Annotated in this window: 25 protein-coding genes; 10 read left to right on the top strand and 15 right to left on the bottom strand. The window is 63.2% G+C overall.

Going from position 1 to position 25,947, the window contains the following annotated elements:
* The first annotated feature begins 173 nt into the window (after window positions 1-173).
* Window positions 174-1,439 (top strand): Hsp70 family protein, encoded by a 1,266-nt coding sequence (locus BMY68_RS27170; RefSeq protein WP_085533668.1) that lies wholly within the window; start codon window positions 174-176, stop codon window positions 1,437-1,439.
* 126 nt (window positions 1,440-1,565) lie between these two features.
* Here the strand turns inward: BMY68_RS27170 and BMY68_RS27165 are convergent, their stop codons facing one another.
* From BMY68_RS27165 to BMY68_RS27155, 3 genes are all read right to left on the bottom strand, one after another.
* The gene (locus tag BMY68_RS27165) at window positions 1,566-2,576 is read right to left on the bottom strand and encodes an AI-2E family transporter (protein ID WP_009041944.1); all 1,011 of its coding nucleotides are present in this window, start codon (window positions 2,574-2,576) and stop codon (window positions 1,566-1,568) included.
* A gap of 163 nt (window positions 2,577-2,739) precedes the next feature.
* Window positions 2,740-3,030 carry a PsiF family protein gene (locus tag BMY68_RS27160; RefSeq protein WP_007932771.1) on the bottom strand — a complete coding sequence of 97 codons (291 nt, stop codon included), beginning with the start codon at window positions 3,028-3,030 and terminating at the stop codon, window positions 2,740-2,742.
* A 71-nt stretch (window positions 3,031-3,101) separates the two neighbouring features.
* Complete coding sequence (locus BMY68_RS27155; RefSeq protein ID WP_085533667.1) at window positions 3,102-3,890, bottom strand: AraC family transcriptional regulator; 789 nt, start codon at window positions 3,888-3,890, stop codon at window positions 3,102-3,104.
* Window positions 3,891-3,987: 97 nt separating this feature from the next.
* On the opposite strand from BMY68_RS27155, the gene BMY68_RS27150 reads away from it, so the two are divergent.
* The gene (locus tag BMY68_RS27150) at window positions 3,988-4,875 is read left to right on the top strand and encodes a DMT family transporter (RefSeq protein WP_085533665.1); all 888 of its coding nucleotides are present in this window, start codon (window positions 3,988-3,990) and stop codon (window positions 4,873-4,875) included.
* A gap of 97 nt (window positions 4,876-4,972) precedes the next feature.
* Here BMY68_RS27150 and BMY68_RS27145 read toward each other — a convergent pair whose 3' ends face one another.
* The 3 genes from BMY68_RS27145 to BMY68_RS27135 form a co-directional block, all read right to left on the bottom strand.
* Window positions 4,973-5,863 (bottom strand): esterase/lipase family protein, encoded by an 891-nt coding sequence (locus tag BMY68_RS27145; protein WP_053259454.1) that lies wholly within the window; start codon window positions 5,861-5,863, stop codon window positions 4,973-4,975.
* A gap of 135 nt (window positions 5,864-5,998) precedes the next feature.
* Window positions 5,999-6,304 carry a DMT family transporter gene (locus tag BMY68_RS27140; RefSeq protein WP_007932767.1) on the bottom strand — a complete coding sequence of 102 codons (306 nt, stop codon included), beginning with the start codon at window positions 6,302-6,304 and terminating at the stop codon, window positions 5,999-6,001.
* Window positions 6,305-6,313: 9 nt separating this feature from the next.
* Complete coding sequence (locus BMY68_RS27135) at window positions 6,314-6,952, bottom strand: FMN-dependent NADH-azoreductase (RefSeq protein WP_085533663.1); 639 nt, start codon at window positions 6,950-6,952, stop codon at window positions 6,314-6,316.
* Between the two features lie 142 nt (window positions 6,953-7,094).
* Between BMY68_RS27135 and BMY68_RS27130 the strand changes: the two genes are divergently transcribed.
* Complete coding sequence (locus BMY68_RS27130) at window positions 7,095-8,006, top strand: LysR substrate-binding domain-containing protein (RefSeq protein WP_085533661.1); 912 nt, start codon at window positions 7,095-7,097, stop codon at window positions 8,004-8,006.
* 131 nt (window positions 8,007-8,137) lie between these two features.
* Here BMY68_RS27130 and BMY68_RS27125 read toward each other — a convergent pair whose 3' ends face one another.
* Window positions 8,138-10,213 carry an AsmA family protein gene (locus tag BMY68_RS27125; RefSeq protein ID WP_085533659.1) on the bottom strand — a complete coding sequence of 692 codons (2,076 nt, stop codon included), beginning with the start codon at window positions 10,211-10,213 and terminating at the stop codon, window positions 8,138-8,140.
* A 388-nt stretch (window positions 10,214-10,601) separates the two neighbouring features.
* Here BMY68_RS27125 and BMY68_RS27120 point away from each other — a divergent pair, with 388 nt between their 5' ends.
* From BMY68_RS27120 to BMY68_RS27090, 7 genes are all read left to right on the top strand, one after another.
* Complete coding sequence (locus BMY68_RS27120; RefSeq protein ID WP_085533658.1) at window positions 10,602-11,108, top strand: WD40 repeat domain-containing protein; 507 nt, start codon at window positions 10,602-10,604, stop codon at window positions 11,106-11,108.
* Window positions 11,109-11,346: 238 nt separating this feature from the next.
* Window positions 11,347-11,979 (top strand): TetR family transcriptional regulator, encoded by a 633-nt coding sequence (locus BMY68_RS27115; protein ID WP_009041936.1) that lies wholly within the window; start codon window positions 11,347-11,349, stop codon window positions 11,977-11,979.
* 269 nt (window positions 11,980-12,248) lie between these two features.
* On the top strand, window positions 12,249-12,749 hold the full coding sequence (ureE, locus tag BMY68_RS27110; protein ID WP_062823818.1) for an urease accessory protein UreE: 501 nt from the start codon (window positions 12,249-12,251) through the stop codon (window positions 12,747-12,749).
* The gene (locus BMY68_RS27105) at window positions 12,746-13,420 is read left to right on the top strand and encodes an urease accessory protein UreF (protein ID WP_085533656.1); all 675 of its coding nucleotides are present in this window, start codon (window positions 12,746-12,748) and stop codon (window positions 13,418-13,420) included. The genes ureE and BMY68_RS27105 overlap by 4 nt, the downstream gene beginning before the upstream one ends.
* 52 nt (window positions 13,421-13,472) lie before the next feature.
* Complete coding sequence (gene ureG / locus BMY68_RS27100) at window positions 13,473-14,087, top strand: urease accessory protein UreG (protein ID WP_007925234.1); 615 nt, start codon at window positions 13,473-13,475, stop codon at window positions 14,085-14,087.
* A gap of 37 nt (window positions 14,088-14,124) precedes the next feature.
* On the top strand, window positions 14,125-14,697 hold the full coding sequence (locus BMY68_RS27095) for a HupE/UreJ family protein (RefSeq protein WP_007925225.1): 573 nt from the start codon (window positions 14,125-14,127) through the stop codon (window positions 14,695-14,697).
* Window positions 14,698-14,867: 170 nt separating this feature from the next.
* Window positions 14,868-16,001 carry an AGE family epimerase/isomerase gene (locus BMY68_RS27090; RefSeq protein ID WP_085533654.1) on the top strand — a complete coding sequence of 378 codons (1,134 nt, stop codon included), beginning with the start codon at window positions 14,868-14,870 and terminating at the stop codon, window positions 15,999-16,001.
* Window positions 16,002-16,102: 101 nt separating this feature from the next.
* On the opposite strand, the gene BMY68_RS27085 is transcribed toward BMY68_RS27090, so the two are convergent.
* From BMY68_RS27085 to BMY68_RS27045, 8 genes are all read right to left on the bottom strand, one after another.
* Complete coding sequence (locus BMY68_RS27085; RefSeq protein ID WP_062823821.1) at window positions 16,103-17,008, bottom strand: cation diffusion facilitator family transporter; 906 nt, start codon at window positions 17,006-17,008, stop codon at window positions 16,103-16,105.
* 256 nt (window positions 17,009-17,264) lie between these two features.
* Window positions 17,265-18,032 (bottom strand): SDR family oxidoreductase, encoded by a 768-nt coding sequence (locus BMY68_RS27080; protein ID WP_085533652.1) that lies wholly within the window; start codon window positions 18,030-18,032, stop codon window positions 17,265-17,267.
* Between the two features lie 1,007 nt (window positions 18,033-19,039).
* A complete protein-coding gene (locus BMY68_RS27070; protein ID WP_007925221.1) occupies window positions 19,040-19,759 on the bottom strand; it encodes an ABC transporter ATP-binding protein in 720 nt (239 codons plus the stop codon).
* Complete coding sequence (locus BMY68_RS27065; RefSeq protein WP_009041928.1) at window positions 19,756-20,631, bottom strand: ATP-binding cassette domain-containing protein; 876 nt, start codon at window positions 20,629-20,631, stop codon at window positions 19,756-19,758. Before BMY68_RS27065 ends, BMY68_RS27070 begins: the two co-directional genes overlap by 4 nt.
* Window positions 20,628-21,923, bottom strand: a complete 1,296-nt coding sequence (livM, locus tag BMY68_RS27060; protein WP_085533650.1) for a high-affinity branched-chain amino acid ABC transporter permease LivM — start codon at window positions 21,921-21,923, stop codon at window positions 20,628-20,630. The genes BMY68_RS27065 and livM overlap by 4 nt, the downstream gene beginning before the upstream one ends.
* Before the next feature lie 2 nt (window positions 21,924-21,925).
* Window positions 21,926-22,840 carry an ABC transporter permease subunit gene (locus BMY68_RS27055; protein ID WP_007925218.1) on the bottom strand — a complete coding sequence of 305 codons (915 nt, stop codon included), beginning with the start codon at window positions 22,838-22,840 and terminating at the stop codon, window positions 21,926-21,928.
* Window positions 22,841-23,020: 180 nt separating this feature from the next.
* Window positions 23,021-24,157: a branched-chain amino acid ABC transporter substrate-binding protein gene (locus tag BMY68_RS27050; protein WP_007925216.1), complete on the bottom strand. Its 1,137-nt coding sequence runs from the start codon at window positions 24,155-24,157 to the stop codon at window positions 23,021-23,023.
* A gap of 362 nt (window positions 24,158-24,519) precedes the next feature.
* Entirely contained in the window at window positions 24,520-25,803 is a 1,284-nt protein-coding gene (locus BMY68_RS27045) for an L-pipecolate oxidase (protein ID WP_085533648.1), read from the bottom strand.
* Window positions 25,804-25,947 lie beyond the last annotated feature (144 nt).

Here is a 25,947-nt window from a genome sequence, read left to right as displayed (position 1 = left end):
GGCGGCGGTTCTTGCGACCGCCCGATGGCTGCCCGGCCCATGCCTGCAAGTTTGGGGTGAAGAATAGTCTTTCAAGGCTTGCGGGTTACGATTTAGCGGATAGTCGGCCTTCGATTCTGCGAACGACTGGCATACACTGCGCGGCCGTTTTTTCCAACCGGAACTCGAAAGACATGAAAAACGCATCTGCGGCCCGTGCCTGCGGTATCGACTTCGGCACGTCCAACTCCACGGTCGGCTGGCTGCGCCCCGGCATGGAAACGCTGATTGCGCTGGAAGACGACAAGATCACCCTGCCGTCGGTGGTCTTCTTCAACCTCGAAGAACGCCGTCCGGTGTATGGCCGCCTGGCGCTGCACGAATACCTGGAAGGCTACGAAGGCCGGCTGATGCGCTCGCTGAAGAGCCTGCTGGGTTCCAAGCTGATCAAGCACGACACCAGCGTGCTGGGCACGGCGATGCCGTTCAAGGACCTGCTGGGCCTGTTCATCGGCCAGCTCAAGAGCCGCGCCGAAGCCGCCGCCGGTCGGGAGTTCGAGGAAGTGGTGCTGGGTCGTCCGGTGTTTTTCGTCGATGACGACGCCGCCGCCGACCAGGAGGCCCAGGACACCCTGGTGGAAGTGGCGCGCAAGCTGGGCTTCAAGGAAGTCTCCTTCCAGTACGAGCCGATCGCCGCGGCCTTCGACTACGAGTCGACCATCGAGCGCGAAGAGCTGGTGCTGATCGTCGACATCGGCGGTGGTACCTCCGACTTCTCCCTGGTGCGCCTGTCGCCCGAGCGCCGTGGCCTGGACAACCGCCACGAGGACATCCTCGCCACCGGCGGCGTGCACATCGGCGGGACCGACTTCGACAAGCAGTTGAGTCTGCAGGGCCTGATGCCGCTGTTCGGCTACGGCAGCCGGATGAAGAGCGGCGCCTACATGCCCACCAGCACCCACATGAACCTGGCGACCTGGCACACCATCAACTCGGTGTACTCGCAGAAGTCCCAGTTGGCCCTGGGCAGCATGCGCTACGACATCGAAGACACCGGCGGCATCGACCGCCTGTTCAAGCTGATCGAGCAGCGCGCCGGGCACTGGCTGGCCATGGAGGTGGAAGAGACCAAGATCCAGCTGACCCACGCCGACAACCGCGTGGTACCCCTGGACCGTATCGAGGCCGGCCTGAGCGTGGACCTGAGCCGGGCGCTGTTCGAGTCGTCCATCGACAGCCTGCTGGAGCGCATCCGCGGCAGCGTCACGCAACTGCTGGGCGATGCCAATGTCGGCGTCGGCCAGGTCGATACGGTGTTCTTCACCGGCGGTTCCAGCGGCATTCCGGCCCTGCGCCAGAGCGTCGCGGACATGCTGCCCAACGCGCGCCACGTCGAAGGCAACATCTTCGGCAGCATCGGCAGCGGCCTGGCGATCGAAGCGAAGAAACGCTACGGCTAAAAAAGCATCGCCTGTAGCCGCCGCCGCAGGCTGCGATAAGGTCCGCAGGACCTTCAGCGATTTTGAGATCGCTACGGCCTTCGGCCGATCGCAGCCTGCGGCAGCGGCTACAGGGATAGCGTCAGGTCAAACCAACCCCGCCTGCTTCAATTCACTCTTCAGGTAGGCGTAGTAGATCGGCCCGGCCACCACCCCCGGCAGGCCGAACGCCGCCTCGAACACCAGCATCGCCAACAGCAACTCCCAGGACTTGGCACTGATCTGCCCGCCGACGATCCGCGCGTTGAGGAAGTATTCCAGCTTGTGGATAAAGATCAGGTAGCCCAGCGCCGCCGCGGCCACCCAGATCGACAGCGACATGCCAACGATGGTGATCAGGGTGTTGGAGATCAGGTTGCCGATCACCGGCAACAGCCCCAGCAGGAAGGTCAGCACGATCAGGGTCTTGGTCAGCGGCAGCTTGACCCCGAACATCGGCAGGATCAGCGCGAGGAAGATCCCGGTGAAGAAAGTGTTGAGCAGGGAAATCTTGATCTGCGCGAACACGATGTTGCGAAAGGCCTGGACCAGCAGGTGCAGGCGGTCGAACAGCGCGGCCGCCAGCGGCTTGCGCTTGGTCAGGTCGGGCACGCGCTGCAAGGCAATGATCGCCCCCAGCACCATGCCGATCAGCAAGGTCACGAACATGTGCGCCGCGTCCTTGCCCACCAGTTGCAACTCGCTCAGGTGCTTGCTGGCCCAGGCGCCGATGGCCACCTGGAACTCCGCCGCGCTGGCCGGCAGATAGGAGTCGAGGAACGGCGGCAACTGGCCGCGCGCCTTGTCCACCACCGTCATGAATTTGTCCAGGGAAGCCCCCGGGTTCTCCGCTTCGTGCAGCAGGAAGCTGATGGCGCCGGCGAACAGCAGCGTCAGCACGCTGACCACCAGGGTGCCGAGCAGGGCCACTGCCAACCAGCGCGCCCGCCGACCTTCGATCAACCGTTGCAGTTGCGGGGTGAGCATGTTGACCAGTTCGAACACCAGCAGGCCCGCCAGCAGGCTCGGTAATAGCCGCAACGGGATTACCAGCAACAGGCCGCCGAAGATAATCACCCAACTGAACAACAACAGATGACGCTGAGAAAACGTTGGCATACAGCCTCAAACAAACAGCGTGAAAGGATTGGCAGTCTGCCAGCGTTGCACTGGCGATGCGAGGCCGACAGGCGCGGGTTTGCTGGCGATCAACGATACAGGGTGTGTCAGGCAAACCGCCGCGACCGGATCGTGAACAAGCTCGCGCCTGCGAAGGAGAAGGTTATTGCTTCTTCAGGCACGTGCTCATGAAGGTCTTGCGCTCATCGCCCTTGAGGGCTTTGGCAGTGGCGTCGGCGTTGCAGGTCTTCATCCGTTCCTGCGGGGTTGCCGCGGCAGCCGGGGTGGCTTTCAGGCAGGTGCTCATAAAGGCTTTGCGCTCATCGCCCTTGAGGGCTTTCGCGGTGGCGTCGGCGTTGCAAGTGGTCATCTTGTTCTGCTGGGCGGTGGCGGCAAATCCTTGGGAACAGAGCAGCAGACCAACCATCAACAAAGGGATACGCAGCATCTTCATGGAGTTTTCTCCTTGTTACCGCACCGACGGGCGCGGCCTCCAGCGCAGTGTAGACAAACCCTGTTACAGGTTCACCTGTTCTGTAGGCTGGTGCGCCGGTACTGCTCGGGGGTGCAACCGGCCTGGCGCTGGAACATCGCGATAAATGCCGAGGCGCTGCTGTAGCCCATGTCGAACGCCACTTCCTGGACACTGCGCGCGCTGTCCAGCGCCTCGATGGATGCCAGGAAGCGCAGGCGCTGGCGCCACTCGCCGAAACTCATGCCCAGCTCGCGCACGAATTGCCGGGCCAGGGTGCGTTCGCTGACGTGGATCTGCCGCGCCCAATCGGCCAGCGCGCGGTTATCCCCCGGGGCGGCCTGCAATGCTTCCAGCACACCGAGCAAGGCCGGGCTGCTGGCATACGGCAGGTAACCGTCATGCACCGGCGCCTGTTGCAACTGGTCGAGCATTACCTGGGCCAGGCGGCTGTCCGCTTCCTGCTCGGGGATCTGCACATCGCGCGCGGCGAAGTCCTTGAGGATCGCCTTGAGGATATCGCTGATGGCCAGGGTACAGGCCTGCTGCGGCAGCGCCTGGCACAACTGCGGGGCCAGGCACACGGCGCGGTACACGATCGGCTGCGGGCTGTAGAAACTATGCTCGGTGCCCGGCGGAATCCAGATGGCGTACTGCGGCGGCGACATAAAGCGCTGGCCGGCGATTTCCATGTGCATCACGCCATGGGCCGAATATTCCAGGCAGCCCCAGGGGTGGCGATGTTCCAGCGCATGGCTGTGGGCGTCGAAATCGGCATAGCGGAAGTACACCGGCGCCGGCAGACCGCTGAAGGGCAGCAGGTCGATGTGTTTTTTGCTCATGCTGTCCGGATTCAGGGGTGGGTTGTCTGGATCGAAGTATAGGCCTGGATCCAGACAGAGGGATAATCACCCTTCATCAACGTTCTGGTTTTTCCTCATGCAATACGCTTATCCGTTACTGGCCGTCTTTATCTGGGCCGGCAATACCGTCATCAACAAGCTGGCGGTCGGGGCGATCTTCCCCGCGGAGATCGGTTTCTATCGCTGGCTGCTGGCCGGCCTGTTGTTCACGCCCTTCATGCTCAAGGCAGTGGTCGCCCATTGGGCGGTGATCCGCCCGAACCTGGGCAAGATCTTCATCCTCGGCGTGCTGGGCATGGCGGTGTACCAGAGCCTGGCCTACTTCGCCGCGACCCTGACCTCGGCTACCAACATGGGCATCATCCTCTCGCTGATGCCGCTGATGTCGCTGGCCATGGCCATCGCCAGCCTCGGCCAGCGCCTGACGGCCGGCGCCCTGGCCGGTGCCGTGCTGTCGTTTGCCGGGGTGCTGGTGGTGGTGTCGTCCGGCAGCCTCGAGGTGCTGCTGGAACAGGGGGTGAACCTGGGCGACGCGATGATGCTGATCGCCACCCTGGCCTACGCGATCTACAGCACCCTGCTGAAAAAATGGCAGCTGCGCCTGCCGCCGCTGGTGCTGCTGTACCTGCAGGTGCTGGTGGCCGTGGTGGTGCTGTTCCCGCTGTTTTTGGCCTCGCCGAAAACCGGCCTGACCCTGCACAACATTCCCCTGGTGCTCTATGCCTGCCTGCTGGCCTCGATGCTCGCGCCGCTGGCCTGGATGCAGGCGGTGGTACGCCTGGGACCGAGCCGCACCACACTGTTCTTCAACCTGCTGCCGCTGATCACCGCGCTGATCGCCGCCGTGGTGCTGCATGAACAGCTGGCGCTGTATCACCTGGTGGGTGGGGTGCTGACCCTGGGCGGGGTGATCCTGTCGGAACGCTGGACCACCGCGCTGGGGCGCAAGGCCAGCGTCGTCTGACAGATCGTCATCGCGAGCAAGCTCGCCAGGGACCGCTCGATCCTGTAGGAGCGAGCTTGCTCGCGATAAATCTCAAGACCGCCACATCCCTCTCTGGCTATACCCCCGCCGCCTTCAACCGCTGCGCATGCTCGACGAACAGCCGGATCGGCTCGGCGCCCTTGCCCACCAGCCCCAGCGACTGGTTGACGATATCGAAGTGGTCCAGGGGGTAATCGTCGCCAATCACCGTGCCCAGGTGCGAGCTGTAGCGGCCGACCATGCCATCGCATTGCCCGGCCTCGCGGACAAAGGTCCTGGCGAACAGCCGGCAGGTGCGGTTGGTGCCGTCGAACAGGTTGCGCCCGCGATTGGTCTTGCCCGGCTGCAAGGTGCCGGACCAGGAGTAGTAGCGCACCCCGTTGACCTCTTCCGGCCCCTGCCCGCCCCAGGTGTCCGGCAGGCCCTGGGGATACTGGCGGTTGAACAGCGCCACGCCCTCGCTGGTCAGCGAGCGGTGCGAAGCATGGATATCCGCCGGCAGCTTCGGCCCACGATAGCCGGTGTCGAGCCAACTCATCAGCACGGCAATCACCCGCAGGATAAAACTCAGCACGCGCCCGCGCAGGGTGTCGATGGAATGGTGGCGTTCGATGTAGTCGGCCAGCTCCGAGCCATGATTGGGCCCGGCCACCGAAGTCACCGAGGCCACCCAGTCCGGCCGTTTGGCCGCGGCATAGCGGGCGGTGAGCGAGCCCTGGCTGTGGCCGATCAGGTTGACCTTGTCGGCGCCGGTTTCGCGGCGGATCTCCTCGATCCGCGCCAGCAATTGCTCGCCGCGCACCTCGGTGGAGTGCAGCGGCGAGACCTGCACGGCAATCACCGTGGCCCCGCCGCGGCGCAACGCCGACTCGATGCCGAACCAGTAGGAGTACAGCACCAGCCGGATAAACCCCAGCATGCCGGGGACCAGGACCAGCGGGTAACGCGTGGCAAGCTCTTGGGACATGGGAACATCCTTGTGATCGGACTTGTATCAGGGACCGCGGCGCCCAAGGCTGGATGCAGACAGCAGCCAAGAGCATCGACAGCCAAGATGACAGCTTCACGACCACTGTATGACATTCCCCGGGCTCCATCCCTTCTACTTCAACCCCACCACCCCGGCCACGATCAGCCCCACCGACAGCAGCTTGACCAGCGTCAGGCTCTCCCCCAGCAAGGCGAAACCGAGGAACACCGTGCCCAGGGAACCGATGGCGGTCCAGATCGGGTAGGCGATGCTCACCGGCAGTTCACGCATCGCCAGGGTCAGGAAGTAGATGCCGCCCAGCGCGGCCACCACCGTCAGCAGCGACGGCCAGAGCCGGGTGAACCCCTCGGCGTACTTCATGCCCATGGCGAAGGTGACTTCGAAGGCGGCGGCGATCAGCAAGAACAGCCAGGCCATGTCGCCTCCTCAGAAGGTCCGCGCCAGTGCCAGCAGGCGCTGCTCGGCTTCGGCGCAGGACACCTGGAACGTGCGCTCGGCCGATTCCTCGCCTTCGGCCGCGATCACCGTGACATCGTCGATACCGATAAAGCCCAGCGCCGTGCGTAACCATGGATCGGCATGGTTCATGGCTTCCAGTTCGCCGCCCGGGCCGAAGCCGAAGCCGCCGCGACTGGTGACGATCAGCGCTTTCTTGCCCCGCACCAGCGGCTCGTACTGGGCGACACCGTTGTCCTGGACGGTATTGAAGGTCAGGCCCAGGCGCACGATCTGGTCGACCCAGGCCTTGAGGCCGCTGGGCACGCTGAAGTTGTACATCGGCGCCGAGATCACCAGCAGCTCATGTTCCAGCAACTCCGTCACCAGCTCGTCGCTCAGGGCCAGGTCGGCCTGCATCGACAAGGGCCGTGCCTGGGGTTCGGGATAAAACGCCGCGGCGACGAAGGCTTCGCTGACGTGGGGCAGCGAGGCACGGCCGACTTCCCGACGGGTCAACCGGCCCTGGGGATGGGCCTCGAGCCAGGCCTGGAGAAAGCGCTCCGTCAGCCGCCGCGAATGGGAGCGTTCGCCACGGGGGCTGCCATGTACTGCTAGAATTCTGCTCATCTGTCATTCCTCATCCTGGATCATTCTGGAAGACCGTAAAAGCCTTCCTGGGCGAGGAATAAAGCTATTGATGCAGGCCCCCTGGAACAAATGAGCAATAGTTGATCAGGATGAATCCATTTCACCCATAAGGTGACCCAGTATGTTTGCCAACCTGCCGCTGACCGCCCTGCGCGCCTTCGAATCGGCGTCCCGGCTCCTGAGTTTCAAGGCCGCCGCCGAGGAACTGTCGGTTACACCCACGGCGATTTCCCACCAGATCCGCTCCCTGGAAAGCTGGCTGGGCGTGCCGCTGTTCCAGCGCCTGCCGCGCCAGGTGCGCCTGACCGAATGCGGCGAACGGCTGTTCCACAGCCTGCACGGCGCCTTGCTGGAAGTGGCGCAGAGCGTCGACAGCCTGCGCCCGCAACGCAGCGGCGCGAACCTGATGATCTCCACCACGCCGGCCTTCGCCGCGCTGTGGCTGGTGCCGCGCCTGGGGCGTTTTTATGCCCGGCACCCGAACATCAACCTGCGCCTGGACACTAACTGCGAGGTCATCGACCTGCAGCAGGATGCCAGCGTCGACCTGGTGATCCGCTACAGCCTGGACGACTACCCGAATCTCTATGGGCTGTGCCTGTTCGACGAGTGCTTCGCGGTCTACGGCTCGCCGGAGCAGGTGGCCCTGGCCCGCGAGCAAACGCCGACACTGATCAGCGTGCGCTGGCACAATTCCAAGCTTTACGCCCATGGCTGGGAGGCCTGGTGCGACAAGGCGCAGGAAAGCTGGATGCAGGGCCGTCCGGTGATTCGTGAATACGACGAGGAACACTACGCCCTGCAGGCGGCCATTGCCGGCCAGGGCCTGGTGCTGGCCAGCAATATCCTGGTGTCGGAAAGCGTGGCCAGCGGCCTGCTGCTGCCGTATCACCCGGAGATCCATGTCGACGGCGCGGGCTACAGCGCCTTGTGCGTGCCCGGGCGCGAACGGCATCCGCCGGTGCGGGCATTTTTCCAGTGGTTGCGCGAAGAGGCCCAGGCAGCCGGGCATCCGATGCTCGCCGCTGGCTAATGCCCCAGGGACCAGGCAGGAGCGAGCTTGCTCGCGAAAAGATCGCCAAGGATGACCAGTTTTGGCAGACAGGTCGCCGCTTCGCGGCTATCGCGAGCAAGCTCGCTCCTACAGGAAAACTCCGTTTGCTCTCAACGCGTCGGTTTGACCGCCACCGGCGCCTTGCCCGAACGCATCTGCTCGAGTAGCGGCGCGCACTGGTTCGGCTCGCCGCCGCTCGGCGCCACCAGCGCCAGCAATCCGGCCGCCGGCCCGGCGATCACCCCCAGCGCCACCATGCCGGCGCCGCGCAACATGAGCGGCACGGCCTCGACCCCGGCCTCCGGCTTGATGAACTTGCCTCGCACATAGAGCGGCGAGCGCAGGGAGAACAGGCGCAAGCCCTTGGATTCCGGGGTGATGGTCAGGTCCAGCTGCTCGCTGGCCATGTTCGCGGTGCCGTCGATGTAGACGATCGCGTTCTCGGTATCGAACACGAACAGGCGAGTGGTGGCCAGGCCAGTCTTGATGCCGAAGTCGGCGGCGGCGCAATTGATCTTCACTTCCTTGTCGCCAAACATCTTGCCGATCACATAGTTGCCGACGTTGAGCCCGGCGATCTCCATCAGGCTGCGGCTGATGGCACCGTCGTTGATCAGCATCTTCAGCTCGCCGTTGGCGCTGCCGAGCAGGGCCGCCACCGAGTTGCCGCGCCCAGCGATATCGGCATCGCCATTGAGTTCGCCGAAGCTGGTTTTCATCGGCTCGAAGGTCGGGAACAGCTGCTTGAGCTTGAAGTTGCGCGCGGTCAGCTTGGCCCGGCCTTCCAGCGGCGTGGCCTGGCCGTTGAGGCGAATCTGCGCATCCAGCTTGCCGCCGGCCACACCGAAACGCAGCGGCTCCAGGCTCAGGCGCCCGTCGTCGAGCACTAGATGGGTGTACAGGTCGGTGAAGGGCAAATCGGCGCTGTGGACGATGCGCTTGCCGGTGAACTCGACATCGGCGTCCATGTCGCGCCAGCGCTCGGTGCGGAACTCTTCCACCGGCAGCACCTTGTCCGCCGGCTGCTTGCTGTCGCCGCCACGGGCCTTCTGCTCGGCGTTGGAGTCGGCGCCGATCAGCGGCGCCAGGTCGCTGAACAGCAACTGATTGGACACCAGCGCACCGGTCAGCTTGGGCCGCGGCTGGCTGGCGACGTAGGTCAGGTTGCCGTGAATGTCGCTGTCGCCGATCTTGCCGTTGAAATCCTGGTACTGGAACTTCGCCCCGGCCGGGTCGCGCAACTGCGCGCTCAGGTGGCCATCGGTGGCATAGGCCGGCGAGTCCGGCAGGGTCACGCCAGTCAGCGGGTACAGGTTGCCCAGGCTGGTGCCGGCGAGCTTCATGCGCAGATCCAGCGCGCCAAGGTTGAGCGGGTCGGTCAGGGTGCCGGCCAGTTCGACGCGGGTATCGCCGATCGTTGCCTGGACTTGCAGCGGGAACGGCTTGCTCGCGTCCTGCAGCGCCAGCAAGCCGCCGATCTTGCCGGAGCCGGTGAGCGCCTGGCCGTGATATTGCCCCTTGGCCTTGAAGGCAAAGGCGTAGGACTGGGGAGCTGCGCCCTTCTCCTCGGCTTTCTTCGCTGCCTTGTCGCCGACGATGTCGCTGAACGGAATCGGCTTGCCCAACGGGTCGATCAGCAGGTCGAGGCGGGTTTTCAGGCTTTGGTCATTGAGGATGACATGGCCTTTGTCGAAGCCGATGGCGCCGATGTCCACCACCCAGTTGGAGGGTTCGGCGTTCGGGTCTTTTGGGTCGAACTGGAAAGTCCAGTTGGCGCGGCCGTCGGCCAGGCGTTCGAGGGCGGCGTTCGGCTCGGTGAGGTCGATACGCGGAATGCGCACGCGCTGCGCCAGCAATGCCAGGGGTGAAATGCGCAACTCGACGCGCTTGAGGCTGACCATCTGCGGCGCCTTGGACCAGTCGGGGTTGCCCAGGGTCAGGTCTTCGGCCACCACATGCGGCCACGGCACCCAGGCCCGCCAGCCGCCTTCGTCGGGCTCGCGCTGCCAGATCACCGCCAGGTTGCCGTTGATGGCGAAGGGGCGACGCAGTTCTTCGGAGACTTTGGCATTGAGTGGCGGCTTGATCCGGTTCCAATCGAAGAACGCGATGATCAGTACCAGCACGGCCAGCAGCAGGAAAAGGCTACCGACTGTCCAGGCGAGAATTTTACGAGTGCGCGTCATGCACAGGGCTCCTGACTACTGAAGGACGCCGGGATAACGACGCCCCTGTGAACGGCCGGGGTTGAAATCCACCGGTCATGAAAACTAGGACTGACAAACGGCCCGCAGGTTTAACCCAAAGCCGCGAATCAGACACAAAAGCACGGTTTTTCCTGACCGAAGCGCCAGCTTGGCGTTACCGCCGCCGCACTTTTGCGAGGCGCAGATGGGTCGAAAATACCCACCCCGGTGCAAAACCTCTCTTCGGAAACGCCCGTTCTAGAGCCCTCGGGCAGAACAATCAATTCTGTTGATTATTACCATTGTCTTTATGAACTTTTATATCGATTTTGCGCGCGTAACATTGGCTCCGTACCCACTTTATCGCCCTCCCAAGGAGCAACCCATCATGAAACGCCAATTACTGCTTAGCCTGACCCTCTCGATCCTGGCAGCCAACGCTTTCGCCCTGCCAGCCGCTGAACAGGCTACCCCACAAGTCAAAGCCAGCACCTCGGTATTCACCCAGACTCTGGCTTCCGACGGTGGCGACCGCACTCCACAAGGCCAAACCCTGGCTTCCGATGGCGGCGACCGTACTCCACAAGGCCAAACCCTGGCTTCCGATGGCGGCGACCGCACTCCACAAGGCCAAACCCTGGCTTCCGATGGCAGCGACCGCACTCCACAAGGCCAGACCCTGGCTTCCGACGGTAGCGACCGTACCCCACAAGGTCAGACCCTGGCTTCCGATGGCGGCGACCGCACCCCACAAGGCCAAACCCTGGCTTCCGATGGCGGCGACCGTACCCCACAAGGTCAGACCCTGGCTGAAGACGGCTTCGATCGCACTCCCCTGGGCCAGGCTGTAGCCGAAGGCGGCCGTGATCGCCTGGAAGAGAAAGGTCTGGTTTAAGACGGCAACGACCGTTTGGCCTAACGCAACCCAGCTGTGAGTCAAGCCTATGATGCCTCTACAGAAAAGCCCGGTCCCTGGATCGGGCTTTGTTTTTTCCTGAGCCGCGCCGTTTTTTTCTGCGTCCACCGCTCCGATCCAGGTCTCGCCTTCAGCTCACCGCCCCCACCAGGTTCGACGCCGGCAAAGTTGATTTGCTAGAGTGCGCCGCTCTCTTGATCAGAAAACCAGCCCGCCGATGCTGCCCCGCGCCGAACAGAAACAACAGACTCGCAACGCTCTGATGGACGCTGCCCGCCACCTGATGGAATGCGGCCGCGGATTCGGCAGCCTGAGCCTGCGCGAAGTGGCGAAAACCGCCGGCATAGTGCCGACCGGTTTCTACCGGCATTTCGACGATATGGACCAACTTGGCCTGGTACTGGTCAGCGAAGTCGGCCAGACCTTCCGCGAAACCATCCGCCTGGTGCGCCATAACGAATTTGTCATGGGCGGCATCATCGATGCCTCGGTGCGGATCTTCCTCGATGTAGTGGCAGCCAACCGCTCGCAGTTCCTGTTCCTCGCCCGCGAGCAGTACGGCGGTTCGCTGCCGGTGCGCCAAGCGATCGCCAGCCTGCGGGAAAACATCAGCGCCGACCTGGCGGCCGACCTGACCCTGATGCCCAAGCTGCAACACCTGAACATCGCCGACCTGACGGTGATGGCCGACCTGATCGTCAAAAGTGTGTTCGCCACCTTGCCGGACATCATCGACCCGCCCGCGCAAGCCCTGCCCGAGCACCTTACGCCGCAGGCGAAAATCACCCAGCAGCTGCGCTTCATCTTTATCGGCCTCAAGCACTGGCAAGGGCTGGGCAGCACCGAATAACCCCCCGCCGCTGTGCTCAACCGCACAGCCTCCTCCACCGCCTCATCTGCCCGCCATGGCTTGCGCCAGAGCGGCGCTTCGCCGCGCATCAAAAAACAGCACAACGCACCAAGTCAGTGCTATAAATCAGCGCACACCCTGAATTTGTAACAAAATAAAACATAAGCCCGCCCCATTTTCAGGCGCTTTCCACCCGTTTCCGATCAGACCGGGCGATTGGCAAGGCACTTGCTCTACACCCTGCATCGCTCATAGCTGGAAGCCTTCCAATGCTGGTGATTCATCGCAGAATCGCGCCGCAACCCGACTGGTCCGCCGAGTTGCACCTGACCTTCGAAGCCCGCAGCAAAAGCCGTTTGCGCTGTTTTAGTGCCGACGGCGAAGACGTCGGGCTGTTTCTGGAGCGTGGCCAGCCGCCGCTGCACGACGGCGAATGCCTGCAGGCCGAGGATGGCCGGATCGTGCGGGTCTGCGCGCGTCCGGAAACCCTGTTGCATGTCACCTGCCGCAATGCCTTCGAACTGACCCGCGCCGCCTACCACCTGGGCAACCGCCACGTCGCGCTGCAAGTCGGCGATGGCTGGCTGCGCCTGCTCGACGACTATGTACTCAAGGCCATGCTCGAACAGCTCGGCGCCAATACCGAAACCATCGAGGCGCCGTTCCAGCCGGAACACGGCGCCTACGGCGGCGGCCATCATCATTCCCGCCACGGCGACGAGGACTTCAACTACGCGCCGCGGCTGCACCAGTTTGGCGTGCGCCCATGAACCCGGCCTGGGCCCTGCTGCGCCTGGCCAGCCCACAGCTGCCGATTGGCGGCTACAGCTATTCCCAGGGCCTGGAAATGGCCGTGGAACAGGCCACGGTCAACGATCCGCACAGCGCCCGACGCTGGATCGGCGACCAGTTGCTGCTCAACCTCGCGCGCTTCGAAGCACCGCTGTTGCTGGCCCATTGTCAGGCGGCCGCGGACGAGGACTGGGCGCAATTGCTGCAGCTGTGCCAGGAACATCGCGCCAGCCGCGAAACCCGCGAGCTGCACCAGGAAAGCCGGCAAATGGGCTATTCCCTGCAACAGCTGCTGAACGGCCTGCCGGAGCTGGATCCGCCGGCCCGCGCCTTTCTCGCGCAGATCGCCGAGCCGCATCTGGCCCTGGGCTGGGCCCTGGCCGCGCGGGCCTGGCGGATCAGCCCGCAGGACGCCCTGGCCGCCTGGCTGTGGAGCTGGCTGGAAAACCAGCTGGCGGTGCTGATGAAAACCCTGCCCCTGGGCCAGCAGGCTGCTCAGCGCCTGACCAGCGAACTGTTGCCGTTGCTGCAAGAGGCCCAGCGCAATGCCTCGAACCTCGACCCCGAACATTACGGCAGCGCCGCCTTCGGCCTGTCCCTGGCGTGCATGGCCCATGAGCGCCAGTACAGCCGCCTGTTCCGTTCCTAGGTCCTTTTAGTTTGGCGCCTTTTACTTGGTGCCTTTTATTGTGGAGAGTCACATGAACGCACAACCTCTGCGCGTCGGCATCGGCGGCCCGGTGGGCTCCGGCAAGACCGCCCTGACCCTGGCCCTGTGCCTGGCCCTGCGCGAACGCTACAACCTGGCGGTGGTGACCAACGATATCTACACCCGCGAAGACGCCGACTTCCTGGTGCGCAACCAGGCCCTGGCGCCCGAGCGCATCATCGGCGTGGAAACCGGCGGCTGCCCACACACAGCGATTCGCGAAGACGCCTCGATCAACCTCGAGGCGGTGGATCAGCTGAACCGGCGTTTTCCCGGCCTCGACCTGATTCTGGTGGAGTCCGGCGGCGACAACCTGTCGGCGACCTTCAGCCCCGAGCTGTCCGACCTGACCATCTACGTGATCGACGTGTCGGCGGGCGACAAGCTGCCGCGCAAGGGTGGCCCGGGCATCTGCAAGTCCGACCTGCTGGTGATCAACAAGATCGACCTGGCCCCCCTGGTTGGCGCTTCGCTGGAGATGATGGACGGCGATACCCAGCGCATGCGCGGTGGCAAGCCGTTCGTCTTCAGCAATCAGAAGACCGGCCAGGGCCTGGAGGAAATCATCGCCTTTATCGAACGCCAGGGACTGCTGATCGCGGCCTGATCGCTCTTTTCAAAAAGCTCAACAAGGAAGCCTGTCCATGACACTCAAACGCATTCTCGGCACCCTCGCCCTGCTGCTGACTCCAGCTTTGGCCTTCGCTCACCCGGGCCACGGCGACAACGGCCTGATGGCCGGCATCAGCCACCCGATCGGTGGCCTCGACCACTTGCTGGCGATGGTTGCGGTCGGCCTGTGGGCCGCGCAGCAGCAAGGCGCGGCGCGCTGGGCACTGCCCTGCACCTTCGTCGGCACCATGCTGATCGGCGGCGTGCTGGGTTTTGCAGGGCTGAACCTGCCGGCCCTGGAAAGCGGGATCGCCGCCTCGGTCCTGGCCCTCGGCCTGGCCGTGGCCCTGGCGGTGCGTCCGCCGTTGAGCCTGGCGGTGGCCGCCACCGCGCTGTTCGCCCTGTTCCACGGCGTGGCCCACGGCCTGGAACTGCCGGACATGTCCAGCCCCTGGACCTATGCCGCAGGCTTCGTCGCTGCCACCGCGGCACTGCACGCGGTCGGTTATGCCGTGGTCCGGCTCCTGCCACAAGCCGCTGCGCCGCTGGTGCGCCTGGCGGGCGCGGCGTCCGCTGCGACTGGCGTGTGGTTGCTGGCCGGCTGATGCACGTCGTTTGAGGCTTTTTTTCGCGAGCAAGCTCGCTCCTGCAGGAACAACGCCGCCACTGTAGGAACGAGCTTGCTCGCGATTAAGGGCTCCGGCCCAACCACGATCCCCAGGGCCTTCTCTGCTACCATGTCGCGCATTCCACCCTGCCGTGACGACGCCAGCCAATGCCCGATGTTTCCAGCCCTACTTCCCCGTCTGAATCGACCGCCCTGTTTACGGCCGTGCAACAGCATTTCCACAGCGTGATCGTGCCGCTCTGGCAGGGGCCGGGCTGGAATCCGGAACTGGCGCTGCCCTTCGAGGCGCTGGACGCCGAGCATGCCCCGCTGCCGCCTCAGCGTTATCGGGCCATGGCCTGCGCCCGGCAGCTGTACCTGTTTTCCAGCCTGATCGGCGATGGCCGTACACCGCTTGCCGAAGAGCGCGCCGCGGCGCTGTTCCGTTCCCTGCAACGGCACTTCCACGACGCCGAGCACGGCGGCTGGTTCTACAGCATCGATGCCCAGGGCGCGCCGCTGGACAGGCGCAAGGACCTCTACACCCACGCCTTCATCGTCTTTGCCTGCGCCCATTACTGGGCCAAGGTCCGCGAGCCGCTGGTGGAATCGGTGCTCAATGCCGCGCTGAAAGTGGTGGCCGAACGTTTTGCCAGCGGCGATGGCTTGTACGAAGCGGCCCTCGCCGAGGACTGGTCGTCCCTGGCTTGCGGCCCCTTGCAGAACCCGCTGATGCACCTGGCCGAGGCCTTCCTCGCCACCCTGGCCGTGCGTGACGACGCCGCCGTGCAAAGCGCACTGCTGGCCCTGTGCACGGCCATGCAGCAGCGCTTCATCGAGCCACGGCATGGGCTGATGATGGAGAAACCGCTGGGGGCTGTGGATAACTGGTTCGAGCCGGGGCACCAGTTCGAATGGTTCTTCCTGCTGCAATCCTCGGCCTTGCTGCGTGGCTGCCCGCTGCACGCCTCGCTGGAGCGGGCCTTTGCCTATGCCGAGCAGGTTGGTGTGGATAACTCCAGCGATGCGGTGAGCGGGATGCTGAGTGTCGATGGCGATGTGCTCGACCCGACCCAACGCATCTGGGCCCAGGCCGAATACCTGCGCGCCCTGACCTTGCGCCAGGACAACGCCGAACGCCTGCAACACCAATTGCTGGCGCTGCAACAACACTTCCTGCATGCCAAGGGCTGGAACGAATGCCTGGACGCCCATGGCGTGCTCAGCCGCCGGGACATGCCGTCGACCACGCCTTATCACCTGGCGACCTGTTATCTCGGCCTGGCTGAATACTTCGGCTGATCTTTACATCGCTATCGCGAGCAAGCTTCGCTCCTACAGAAAAACGAGCATGCCTCTGTAGGAGCGAAGCTCGCGATTGCGCGCCTGCGCTCAGGAAGGCCTCAGGCAATCCACTTGCGATCGCCGGTAAAGCTGATGGTCAGCCAGCGCGCCGCATCCGCCTTGCCGAGCTGTGTGGATATCTCCTCGCGCAGCTTGTCCAGCGTCGCCACGCCCTGCAATGGATAGTCCTGCGGCAGCACAATGTGAATCTCGATAAACCGCGCCCGTCCGTGCTTCTGCACATACGAGACGTAGTCGGCAAAGCCGTGCTCGACTTTCGCCTCGTCCATCACTTGGCGAACCTTGTCATCCAGTTGGTCCGGGACAATTCCCAGTACATCGCGTAACGCTGGCTTGAGAATATTGAAGGCCGGCGCGAGCATGCTCAGGGCCAGCAGGATCAGGATTGACGGGTCGACGTAAGCGGCCCACTGGCCATACCCCTGGGTCTTGAGCAGCAACGCGATGAGAAAGCTCACCAGCAAGCCGACCGAGAGCATCGCGTCCACCAGCCAGCTGATGTTGTCGAACTGGATCAACGAGGATTTCAATGTGCGATTGCGATAACGGACGTAGAAGAAATAGGCGAAACAGACGACGCTAAGCACCATCGCAAAAGGGATCACCAGGCCCAGTTCGATCTCGCGGCCACCGTTGATAATGCCGAACATACCGCTGAGAAAGGCGTAGATCGCAATCAGCAACAAAAAGCTGCCTTCGATCAGCAGCACCATCGGTTCCAGGTGCCAGAAGCCGAACTGAAAACGCTGGTTACTTTCCTTGGCGATCAGCTTGGCGGTGATCAGCATCAAGACCTTGATGACGGTCGCGATCAGCGAAAAAAAACCATCGAACAGAATCGATTGGGAACCGGAAAAAAACCCCGTGACGATAGCGGCGATCGCCACGGCGAACATCAGGACGGTCGATTGTTTGAGCAGTACCTGCTCACCTCGGTTACTCACATTTCCTCCTCGAGAACCTTTGAATTCGCGGCCTTGATGCAAGGCTGCGGTGGGTTGCGGAGCGGGAGTCTACCTTGTACGGGCTGATTCAGGCCTGAACGGCTGTGTTGCCAAACGCATCGGCACGCGGAGTGTAGCCGCTGCCGCGGGCCGCGATCGACCGGGAACCGGTCGCAGGACTCAAGATCGCTGAAGGTCCTGCGACCAACGTGGCCCGGACCATCGCAGCCTACGGCAGCGGCTACAGGCGGAGCATTCAGCCCTTGGCGTTGCGCTCGATGGCGAAACCGGCCCAGGTCTGGCTCACCGGCATCAGCTCCAGGCTGTTGATATTGACGTGGGCCGGGGTGTTGAGCACCCAGAAGATGGTGTCGGCGATGTCCTGCGGCTGAATCGGCTCGGCACCGGCGTAGGTAGCGTTGTAACGCTCCTGGTCGCCTTTGAAGCGCACCAGGGAGAACTCGCTTTCGCACAGGCCCGGCTCGATGTTGGTCACCCGTACACCGGTGCCTTGCAGGTCGCAACGCAGGTTCAGGGAGAACTGTTTGACGAACGCCTTGCTCGCGCCATACACGTGGCTGCCCGGATACGGGTAGTTACCGGCGATGGAGCCGAGGTTGACGATGCCGGCGCCGCGGCCATGGGCGATCAGCCGTGGCAGCAGCAGGCGGGTGCTGTACATCAGGCCCTTGATGTTGGTGTCGACCATGGTGTCCCAGTCGTCCAGGTCGCACTTGGGCGCCGGGTCGACCCCCAGGGCCAGGCCGGCGTTGTTGATCAGCCCGCGCAGCTTGGCGAAGGACGGCGGCAGGTTGGCAATCGCTTCTTCCATGGCCTTGCGATCCCGCACATCGAGCACCAGGCCGTGCGCCTCGGTCTGCTTCGACAGCTCGGCGCACAGGGCGTTGAGACGCTCTTCGCGGCGACCGGTCAGCACCAGCGACCAGCCGGCCTCGGCAAAACGACGGGCACAGGCTTCGCCAAAACCGGAGGTCGCGCCGGTAATAAACAGGGTGGAAGTCATGGTGTTCTCCTTGCTGGGCGTCGAACCGCCGTGGAAATGAAAAATCGTTTCGCAGCATGCCCGGCCTGAATCGCAGCGGCAACCGGAGGTTGTGCGAGCCAGGCTATCAGCCTCCCCTGTAGCCGCTGCCGAAGGCTGCGATCGGTCTGGGCGGCATTCCGTTCGAAGAGGGCGTGCTCTTCAAGATCGTTGAAAGGCCCTCCGGGCCTTATCGCAGCCTTCGGCAGCGGCTACAGAGACGCAACTGTACAAAAAACAACCAACCACCGCCAAGCCAGGCAAATCGTGGCCCGCAGCCACATGCACGCACCTTATCCACAGGACGCTCCACAGTCTTTGGGGGCAAGTGCAAAAGTCCGCAAGCCGCTATCCACAGGGGCTGCAGGCGATTTTAGAAAGTTTTTTGCTTGACCTGGGCATGGCGTCCATGCAGCCCCGGCCGATACAGGCGACCGGACGGTCAAGCAAGGGATGGCTTCAAGCCAGTAACGACGCTGCCTCGGCGAGTCTTTCCAGAGTTTAATCACAGACTTATCCACAGGCTTGCCCAGGGGATTTCCGCCCTTTGCCTGCGACAATAAAAAGGTTGACAACGGCCGCTCAAGGTCAGGCAAAAACGTCTGATCAAAAAACGATCGCCGGCCTGCAGGCCACGCCATTCAAGGCGTCCAGCCAGCTACTCCCACGTTACCCACAGCCAGTTCCACAGCAAACGGGGACAAGTCAAAACCGTGGCAAAACAACTATTTGCAGCGTCTTTATGCCGCGCTTTGCCAGCTTGCGCAGAATGTTTTCCACAATTTGCGTTTTCTGCTGTGGAGAAGGTCATCCAGCCTCTGTAGGAGCGAGCTTGCTCGCGAAGAACCCGAGAACAACGCGTATATCCAGACAGCCAGCGTCACCGTTGACGAGCATCGCGAGCAAGCTCGCTCCTACAAGATCAAGGAGATAAAAAATGCCCCAGCGGCGCGAACCGGCGGGGCATGTCTTATCCACGGTACTCAGGCTCAGTGACCGCCCAGATACGCGTTACGCACCTCCTCGTTGACCAGCAGTTCCTGGCCGGTGCCGCTCAGGCGGATCTCGCCGTTGACCATCACATAGGCGCGGTCCGACAGCTTCAGCGCGTGGTTGGCGTTCTGCTCGACCAGGAAGATGGTCATGCCGGTGGAGGCCAGCTCGCGCAGGGTGGCGAAGATCTGCTTCACCACGATCGGCGCCAGCCCCAGGCTCGGTTCGTCCAGCAACAGCAGCTTGGGACGGCTCATCAGCGCGCGGGCGATGGCGAGCATCTGCTGCTCGCCGCCGGACATGGTCATGGCCCGCTGGGTTCGACGTTCCTTGAGCCGCGGGAACAGTTCGAACATGCGCTGCATGTCTTCGCTGGCGTACTTGTCGCCGATGGGGATGGTGCCCATCAGCAGGTTCTCTTCCACCGTCATGTCCGGAAACACCCGGCGCCCTTCCGGCGACTGGGCGATACCGTTGGAGGCGATGTAGTGCGAGGACTTGTGGGTGATGTCCACACCGCGATAGATGATCTGCCCGGACTCGGCCCGCGGCTGGCCGAAAATCGACATCAGCAGCGTGGACTTGCCGGCACCGTTGGAGCCGATCAGGCTCACGGTTTCACCTTCGTTGATGTGCAGCGAGACTTTCTTCAGGGCCTGGATCGGCCCGTAGTACACGTCCAGGTCCTTGAGTTCGAGGATAGGCGCAGTCGTCATACCAGTTCCTCTTCGTCCGCACCCAGATAGGCAGCAATCACTTTCGGGTCGTTGCGGATCGCTTCGGGCCCGCCCTCGGCGATCACGTTGCCGTGGTCGAGCACCACGATATGGTCGGAAATACTCATCACCATGCCCATGTCATGTTCGATCAGCACCACGGTCAGGTCGTGCTCGTCGCGCAGCAGCCGGATCATCGCGCTGAGCGCTTCGGTTTCCTGGGGGTTGAGGCCGGCGGCCGGTTCGTCGAGGCAGATGATCTGCGGCCGGGTGCACATGGCGCGGGCGATTTCCAGGCGGCGTTGCTGGCCGTAGGACAACTCGCCGGCCAGGCGGTTGGCGCAGTCCACCAGGTCCACCACCTCCAGCCAGTAGAAGGCGTGGTCCAGGGCGTCGCTTTCAGCCTTCTGGTAACCCTTGGTGTTGAGGATGCCGGACACCAGGTTGCGGTTGACCCACATGTGCTGGGCCACCAGCAGGTTCTCCAGCACCGACATTTCCCTGAACAGGCGAATGTTCTGGAAGGTCCGCGCCAGGCCCGCCCGGTTCACCAGATGGGTACCGCCGAACATCTTGTAGAACAGCCGGCTGGCAAAGCGCCTGGGCGACACGAAGTCGGTCGCGCGAAACGGCTCGCCCAGCAGCTTGATGACGTTGGTCGGCTTGCCCCGGGTATTGAGAGCGATGTGCCCGCCCGTGGCCTTGTAGAAACCGGTCAGGCAGTTGAACACCGTGGTCTTGCCGGCGCCGTTGGGGCCGATCAGGGCGAAGATGGAATTGCGCTTGACCTCCAGGCTGACGTCGCTCAGGGCCTTGATGCCACCGAAGTGCATCATCAGGTTCTCTACCTTGAGAATGACTTCATCGCTCATGGCGCGCTCCTCTCGACCAAGGCACCTTTACGCGGGGTCACCCCGGTACGGCTGATACGAATCAGGCCTCGCGGCCGCCAGATCATCATTAACACCATGAGAATGCCGAACAGCAGCACCCGGTACTCGGAGAAGCTGCGCAGCAGTTCCGGCGCCACGGTGAGGACGAACGCCGCGATCACTACGCCCACGGTCGACCCCATGCCGCCCAGGACCACGATGGCCAGGATCAGCGCCGACTCGAAGAAGGTGAAGGACGAGGGATTCACAAAGCCCTGGTAGCTGGCGAAGAACACCCCGGCCAGGCCCGCGGTGGAGGCACCGATGGTGAAGGCCGAGAGTTTCACCAGCACGTGGTTCAGGCCCATGGCGCGGCAGGCGATCTCGTCTTCGCGCAGCGCTTCCCAGGCCCGGCCGACCGGCATGCGGGTCAGGCGATGCTTGATGTAGAGCACCAGCAGTACAACGATGAACAGCACGATGTAGATGAACAGGAACTTCAGGTTGGGGTTGTATTCCAGACCGAAGAACTCGTGGAACGGCACCCCGCCATCCTTCGCCCGCCGAGTGAATTCCAGGCCGAAAATGCTCGGCGACGGCACCGGCATGCCGTTCGGGCCGCCGGTGAAGGACAGCCAGTTGTTGAGAACCAGGCGGATGATCTCGCCGAAGCCCAGGGTCACGATGGCCAGGTAGTCACCGTGCATGCGCAACACCGGGAAGCCGAGTATGCATCCCGCCAGCGCCGCGGCGAGGGCCGCCAGGGGCAGCACGGTCCAGAAACCCAGGCCGAGGTACTGGTAGCCCAGCGCCAGGCCGTAGGCACCGATGGCGTAGAACGCCACATACCCCAGGTCGAGCAGCCCGGCCAGGCCGACCACGATGTTCAGCCCCAGGCCGAGCAGCACGTAGATCAGGCCGAGGATGACCACGGTCAGCAGGTACTTGTTGGCGAAGAACGGGAAGACGATGGCGATCACGATCAGCGCCGGGATGATCCAGCGCAGCCGCGACTTGTAGTCCGGCGCCAGCACATGCACACCGGAACCGGTGCTTTCGAAACCCTGGAGGATCTTCAACCCTTTGGGCGTCTGCAGGAACAGGCTCAAGGCGAAACGGCCGATCATCACGATCGCCACCAGCCAGCCGACGCGGGCTGGTTGCAGGTTGAAGCTGTAGCCCTCGAGTACCACGCCCACGATAGGACCGAACACGATCAGCGAGATCAGCCCGGCCAGTACGGCGTCGATGAGGCTCTTTTTGATATCAATCGGTTTATTGGCAGCAGACATACTTATACCTTCGCCACGAGTGGGCGACCCAGCAGGCCTTGGGGACGGAAGATCAGAATCAGCACCAGCAGCGAGAAACTGAACACGTCTTTGTAGTCGGAGTTGATCAGACCGGAGAACAGCGACTCGGAGATCCCGAGGATGATCCCGCCGAGCATCGCGCCCGGCAGCGAGCCGATGCCGCCGAGTACCGCCGCGGTGAACGCCTTGATGCCGATGATGAAGCCGGCATAGAAGTCGAACGTGCCGTAGTTCATGGTGATCAGTACGCCCGCCAGCGCCGCCATGGCGGCGCCGATGATGAACACGTAGGAAATCACCCGGTCGGTGTTGATCCCGAGGATCGAGGCCATCTTGCGGTCTTGCTGGGTGGCGCGGCACATGCGGCCGAGCTTGGTGTACTTGATGATGTAGGTGAGCACCGCCATGCCGGCGAATGCCGCCACCAGGATGAAGATCTTGGTGTAGGTGAGCTGGACGAAACCGGTGCCGATGTCGACCTTCCAGGCGCCGGCCAGCAGCGTCGGTACACCTTGTTGCTTGGCGCCCTGACTGATCTGCGCGTAGTTCTGCAGGATCAGCGAGATACCGATGGCGCTGATCAGCGGCGCCAGGCGGGTGGAGTTACGCAGGGGTTTGTAGGCGACGCGCTCGATGACCCAGCCATAGATCCCCGTCACGACGACGGTGAAGACCAGGGTGCCGAGAATGAGTAGCGGGAAGGATTCGATGCCGAAGTAGGCCAGCAGAGCCAGACTGATTGCCGCGAGGTAAGCGGAAATCATGTAAACCTCGCCGTGGGCGAAGTTGATCATGCCGATGATGCCATAGACCATTGTGTAGCCGATGGCGATCAGACCATAGACGGACCCGAGGGTCAGTCCATTGATCAGTTGCTGCAGGAAAATACCATCCATAACGCAATCTCACGCATTTGAGAGACTGCACACAGCGGATACGACGGCCTTGGGGTTCACCCACCCGCGCAACACGACAGTTGTGCAGCTCTACGAGAAAAGACAGGTACTGCACGGACACGCATGCAGCAGGCCTGCGCCCTCCCCTGGAGGAAGGGCCGGCCTGCCCAGACGCTCATGTCACTTCTGTTTTTCCAGCTGGTGGTATTTGCCGTCCTTGTCCCACTGGTAAACCACGTAGTCGGAGACTTTCAGGTCGCCCTTGGCATCCCAGGTCTTCTCGCCCATCACGGTTTTCACCGGGTTGGCCTTGAGCCACTTGGCGGCGTCCTCGCCCTTGTTGGACTTGGCCCCGCCGAAGCCGGCGGCCAGTGCCTGGACCGAGGCGTAGGCGTACAGGGTGTAGCCTTCAGGCTCGGTGCCGGCCTTGCGGAAAGCGTCGACCACGGTCTTGCTGTCCGGCAGCAGGCGCGGGTCGGCGCCGAAGGTCATGTACACGCCATCGACGTATTGCGGACCGCCGGCGGTGGTCACCAGTTCGTCGGTGACGATACCGTCGTCGGACATGAACTTGACGTCTTTGAGGCCCTGCTCGCGCATCTGGCGTACCAGCGGACCGGCTTCCGGGTGCAGGCCGCCGAAGTAGACGACATCGGCACCGGCAGCGCGGATCTTGGTGACCACGGCGCTGAAGTCTTTCTCGCCGCGGGTCAGGCCTTCGTACAGCACGGGCGTCACGCCGCGCTTGCTCAACTGGGCCTTGGTGGCATCCGCCAGGCCCTGGCCGTAGGTGTCCTTGTCGTGCAGGACCACGACTTTCTTGCCCTTGAGCACGTCGACGATGTAGTCGCCGGCGACGATGCCCTGCTGGTCGTCACGCCCGCACATGCGGAACATGGCGGAGAGGCCGCGCTCGGTGACCTGTGGGTTGGTGGAGCCCGGGGTGATGGCGATCACGCCCGCATCGCTGTAAACCTCGGAAGCCGGAATGGTCGACGACGAGCAGAAGTGACCGACCACACCGGCCACCTTGTCCTGGTCCACCAGGCGGTTGGCCACGGCCACGGCCTGCTTCGGTTCGCAGGCGTCATCGCCCTTGACCAGGACGATCTTCTCGCCGTTGACGCCGCCCTTGGCGTTGATCTCGTCAGCCGCTGCCTGTGCACCCTTCATGTACTGCTCGCCAAATGCCGCGTTGGCGCCTGTCATGGGACCCGCTACGCCGATCTTGAGGTCGGCCTGAGCAAACGCAGAAACACCCAACGCAGCTGCCACTGCGAGGGCCAGAAAGCCTTTCTTGTAAAACGTCTGGGACATGAGGTGGTGCTCCAAGGTTTTTTTAGTTGGCACTGCGACTTCACCGAATGCTCAGAGCAAGGGCCGTGCCATTGGTTTTTTATTCTGAAAAAAGTCGCTCTTTTATTGTTATTTCGACTGTTTCGAGCCCTTTTTTATTGGGCGTGCAACCGTCTAAACCGCGGAAGGTAAAACCTTACAAAACATCAGGCGCAACCCGCCTGCGCCATCATTGCAACCGCAGCGCAAATCAACGTGCAACCAGCCTGTAACAGCCTGCGTAACCGAACTGCACACTACTGGTGCAGGACTGCTACGCCCCGCACCACTACAGGCTAGTCGCTGCGCCGAAAAGCGCCGCACCCGGCAACATATTTCCTTTGTCAGATAACGATCCGCAGGCACTGGCCCGCGTGATACAGGGAGAACCCGGCCTCGTACAGGCAACTGCGCAAGCCCACGCCGGCCAGGGGCTGCATGGGGGCGAAGGGAATCGGCAAGGCCTGAGGATTTCCGTTACACAGGTAATCGGCGAACGCCTTGCCGACCACGGTGCCGGTGGTCACGCCCCGGCCGTTGTAGCCGGTGACCGCCACCAGACCGGGCGCCGGCTCGAACAGACGCATCAGGTGATCGGGGGTAAAGGCGATGCAACCGGTCCAGGTGCACTCCCACTCCACCGTTTTCAGGTAAGGGAAATAGTGCTGCTGTACCCGGTCGGCCCAGGCCTTGAGGAACCAGGCCGGCTTCTGGTTGCCATTGCCCAGGCTGCCCAGCAACAGGCGACCGTCGGCGTCCCGGCGAATGCTGCTGAGCACCTGGCGGGTATCCCAGGAACCCTGGCCACCCGGCAGGATCCGCTGCGCGGCTTCCTCGGTCAGCGGCCTGGAGGCGACCTGATAGTAGTAACCGGGGAAAAAATTGCGCCGCAATTCGGTCCAGTCGCCCTCGGTGTAGGCATTGGAGGCAATCACCACCTGCTCGGCCAGCACCGAGCCCTGGGCGGTCTGCACCGACCAGCGCTGGCCCTGGCGTTCGAGACGGGTCACCGGCGAATGGTCGAACAGTTGGCCACCCAGGTCGACCGCGGCCTTGGCCAGGCCACTGACATAGGCCATCGGATTGACCGTACCGGCCCGGCGATCGAGCAAAGCGGCGGCGATCTTCCTGGTGCCGGTGGCGGTTTCACAGGCCGCGCCGGTCAACAGTTCGACCGGCGCACCCCGGCGTTTCCACTGGGCTTCCCGGCTGCGCAGGTCGGCCTCGCCCCGGGCGTTGTGCGCCATGTGCAGGGTGCCTTCGCGGCGCAGCTGGCAATCGATGCGGTATTTGTCGATCAGGCTGAACACCAGGGCCGGCGCCGCCCCCAGCATGCGGTTGAGCTGGCTGCCGACCGCCTCGCCGAAACCGGCCTCGATCTCGTCCGGCGGGATCCACATCCCGGCATTCACCAACCCCACGTTGCGTCCCGAACCACCGTGACCGGTGCGATGGGCTTCCAGTACACAAACCCTTTTGCCCTGCTCCAGCAGGTGCACGGCGGCCGACAGGCCGGTAAAGCCCGCGCCGATCACGCAGACATCCACCCTGACCTCGCCCTTGAGCGCAGCATTGTCAGGCCTTTGCGGCGTCAGTTTTTCCCACAGGCATTCTTCGCGTAACGACATTGCCAGACTCCGAAATCAACGAACCACAGACCATGAACCAGCACCTCCCTGTAGCCGCTGCCGCAGGCTGCGATCGACCGGTACGGTCGCGGCGAACTGAAGGCCGCCGCAGGCCCGACAGGAGATCGAGAACCAAGCTCCTTC

The sequence above is a fragment of the Pseudomonas sp. NFACC41-3 genome (assembly GCF_900109505.1).
Taxonomy (GTDB): Bacteria; Pseudomonadota; Gammaproteobacteria; order Pseudomonadales; family Pseudomonadaceae; genus Aquipseudomonas; species Aquipseudomonas chlororaphis.
This window is presented reverse-complemented; position numbering and strand designations above follow the sequence as displayed.

Excerpts from the sequence above, each read along its gene's own strand:
- BMY68_RS27170 (WP_085533668.1), top strand. The coding sequence starts at position 174 with ATGAAAAACGCATCTGCGGCCCGTGCCTGCGGTATCGACTTCGGCACG.
- BMY68_RS27165 (WP_009041944.1), bottom strand. The coding sequence starts at position 2,576 with ATGCCAACGTTTTCTCAGCGTCATCTGTTGTTGTTCAGTTGGGTGATT.
- BMY68_RS27160 (WP_007932771.1), bottom strand. The coding sequence starts at position 3,030 with ATGAAGATGCTGCGTATCCCTTTGTTGATGGTTGGTCTGCTGCTCTGT.
- BMY68_RS27155 (WP_085533667.1), bottom strand. The coding sequence starts at position 3,890 with ATGAGCAAAAAACACATCGACCTGCTGCCCTTCAGCGGTCTGCCGGCG.
- BMY68_RS27150 (WP_085533665.1), top strand. The coding sequence starts at position 3,988 with ATGCAATACGCTTATCCGTTACTGGCCGTCTTTATCTGGGCCGGCAAT.
- BMY68_RS27145 (WP_053259454.1), bottom strand. The coding sequence starts at position 5,863 with ATGTCCCAAGAGCTTGCCACGCGTTACCCGCTGGTCCTGGTCCCCGGC.
- BMY68_RS27140 (WP_007932767.1), bottom strand. The coding sequence starts at position 6,304 with ATGGCCTGGCTGTTCTTGCTGATCGCCGCCGCCTTCGAAGTCACCTTC.
- BMY68_RS27135 (WP_085533663.1), bottom strand. The coding sequence starts at position 6,952 with ATGAGCAGAATTCTAGCAGTACATGGCAGCCCCCGTGGCGAACGCTCC.
- BMY68_RS27130 (WP_085533661.1), top strand. The coding sequence starts at position 7,095 with ATGTTTGCCAACCTGCCGCTGACCGCCCTGCGCGCCTTCGAATCGGCG.
- BMY68_RS27125 (WP_085533659.1), bottom strand. The coding sequence starts at position 10,213 with ATGACGCGCACTCGTAAAATTCTCGCCTGGACAGTCGGTAGCCTTTTC.
- BMY68_RS27120 (WP_085533658.1), top strand. The coding sequence starts at position 10,602 with ATGAAACGCCAATTACTGCTTAGCCTGACCCTCTCGATCCTGGCAGCC.
- BMY68_RS27115 (WP_009041936.1), top strand. The coding sequence starts at position 11,347 with ATGCTGCCCCGCGCCGAACAGAAACAACAGACTCGCAACGCTCTGATG.
- ureE (WP_062823818.1), top strand. The coding sequence starts at position 12,249 with ATGCTGGTGATTCATCGCAGAATCGCGCCGCAACCCGACTGGTCCGCC.
- BMY68_RS27105 (WP_085533656.1), top strand. The coding sequence starts at position 12,746 with ATGAACCCGGCCTGGGCCCTGCTGCGCCTGGCCAGCCCACAGCTGCCG.
- ureG (WP_007925234.1), top strand. The coding sequence starts at position 13,473 with ATGAACGCACAACCTCTGCGCGTCGGCATCGGCGGCCCGGTGGGCTCC.
- BMY68_RS27095 (WP_007925225.1), top strand. The coding sequence starts at position 14,125 with ATGACACTCAAACGCATTCTCGGCACCCTCGCCCTGCTGCTGACTCCA.
- BMY68_RS27090 (WP_085533654.1), top strand. The coding sequence starts at position 14,868 with ATGCCCGATGTTTCCAGCCCTACTTCCCCGTCTGAATCGACCGCCCTG.
- BMY68_RS27080 (WP_085533652.1), bottom strand. The coding sequence starts at position 18,032 with ATGACTTCCACCCTGTTTATTACCGGCGCGACCTCCGGTTTTGGCGAA.
- BMY68_RS27070 (WP_007925221.1), bottom strand. The coding sequence starts at position 19,759 with ATGACGACTGCGCCTATCCTCGAACTCAAGGACCTGGACGTGTACTAC.
- BMY68_RS27065 (WP_009041928.1), bottom strand. The coding sequence starts at position 20,631 with ATGAGCGATGAAGTCATTCTCAAGGTAGAGAACCTGATGATGCACTTC.
- livM (WP_085533650.1), bottom strand. The coding sequence starts at position 21,923 with ATGTCTGCTGCCAATAAACCGATTGATATCAAAAAGAGCCTCATCGAC.
- BMY68_RS27055 (WP_007925218.1), bottom strand. The coding sequence starts at position 22,840 with ATGGATGGTATTTTCCTGCAGCAACTGATCAATGGACTGACCCTCGGG.
- BMY68_RS27050 (WP_007925216.1), bottom strand. The coding sequence starts at position 24,157 with ATGTCCCAGACGTTTTACAAGAAAGGCTTTCTGGCCCTCGCAGTGGCA.
- BMY68_RS27045 (WP_085533648.1), bottom strand. The coding sequence starts at position 25,803 with ATGTCGTTACGCGAAGAATGCCTGTGGGAAAAACTGACGCCGCAAAGG.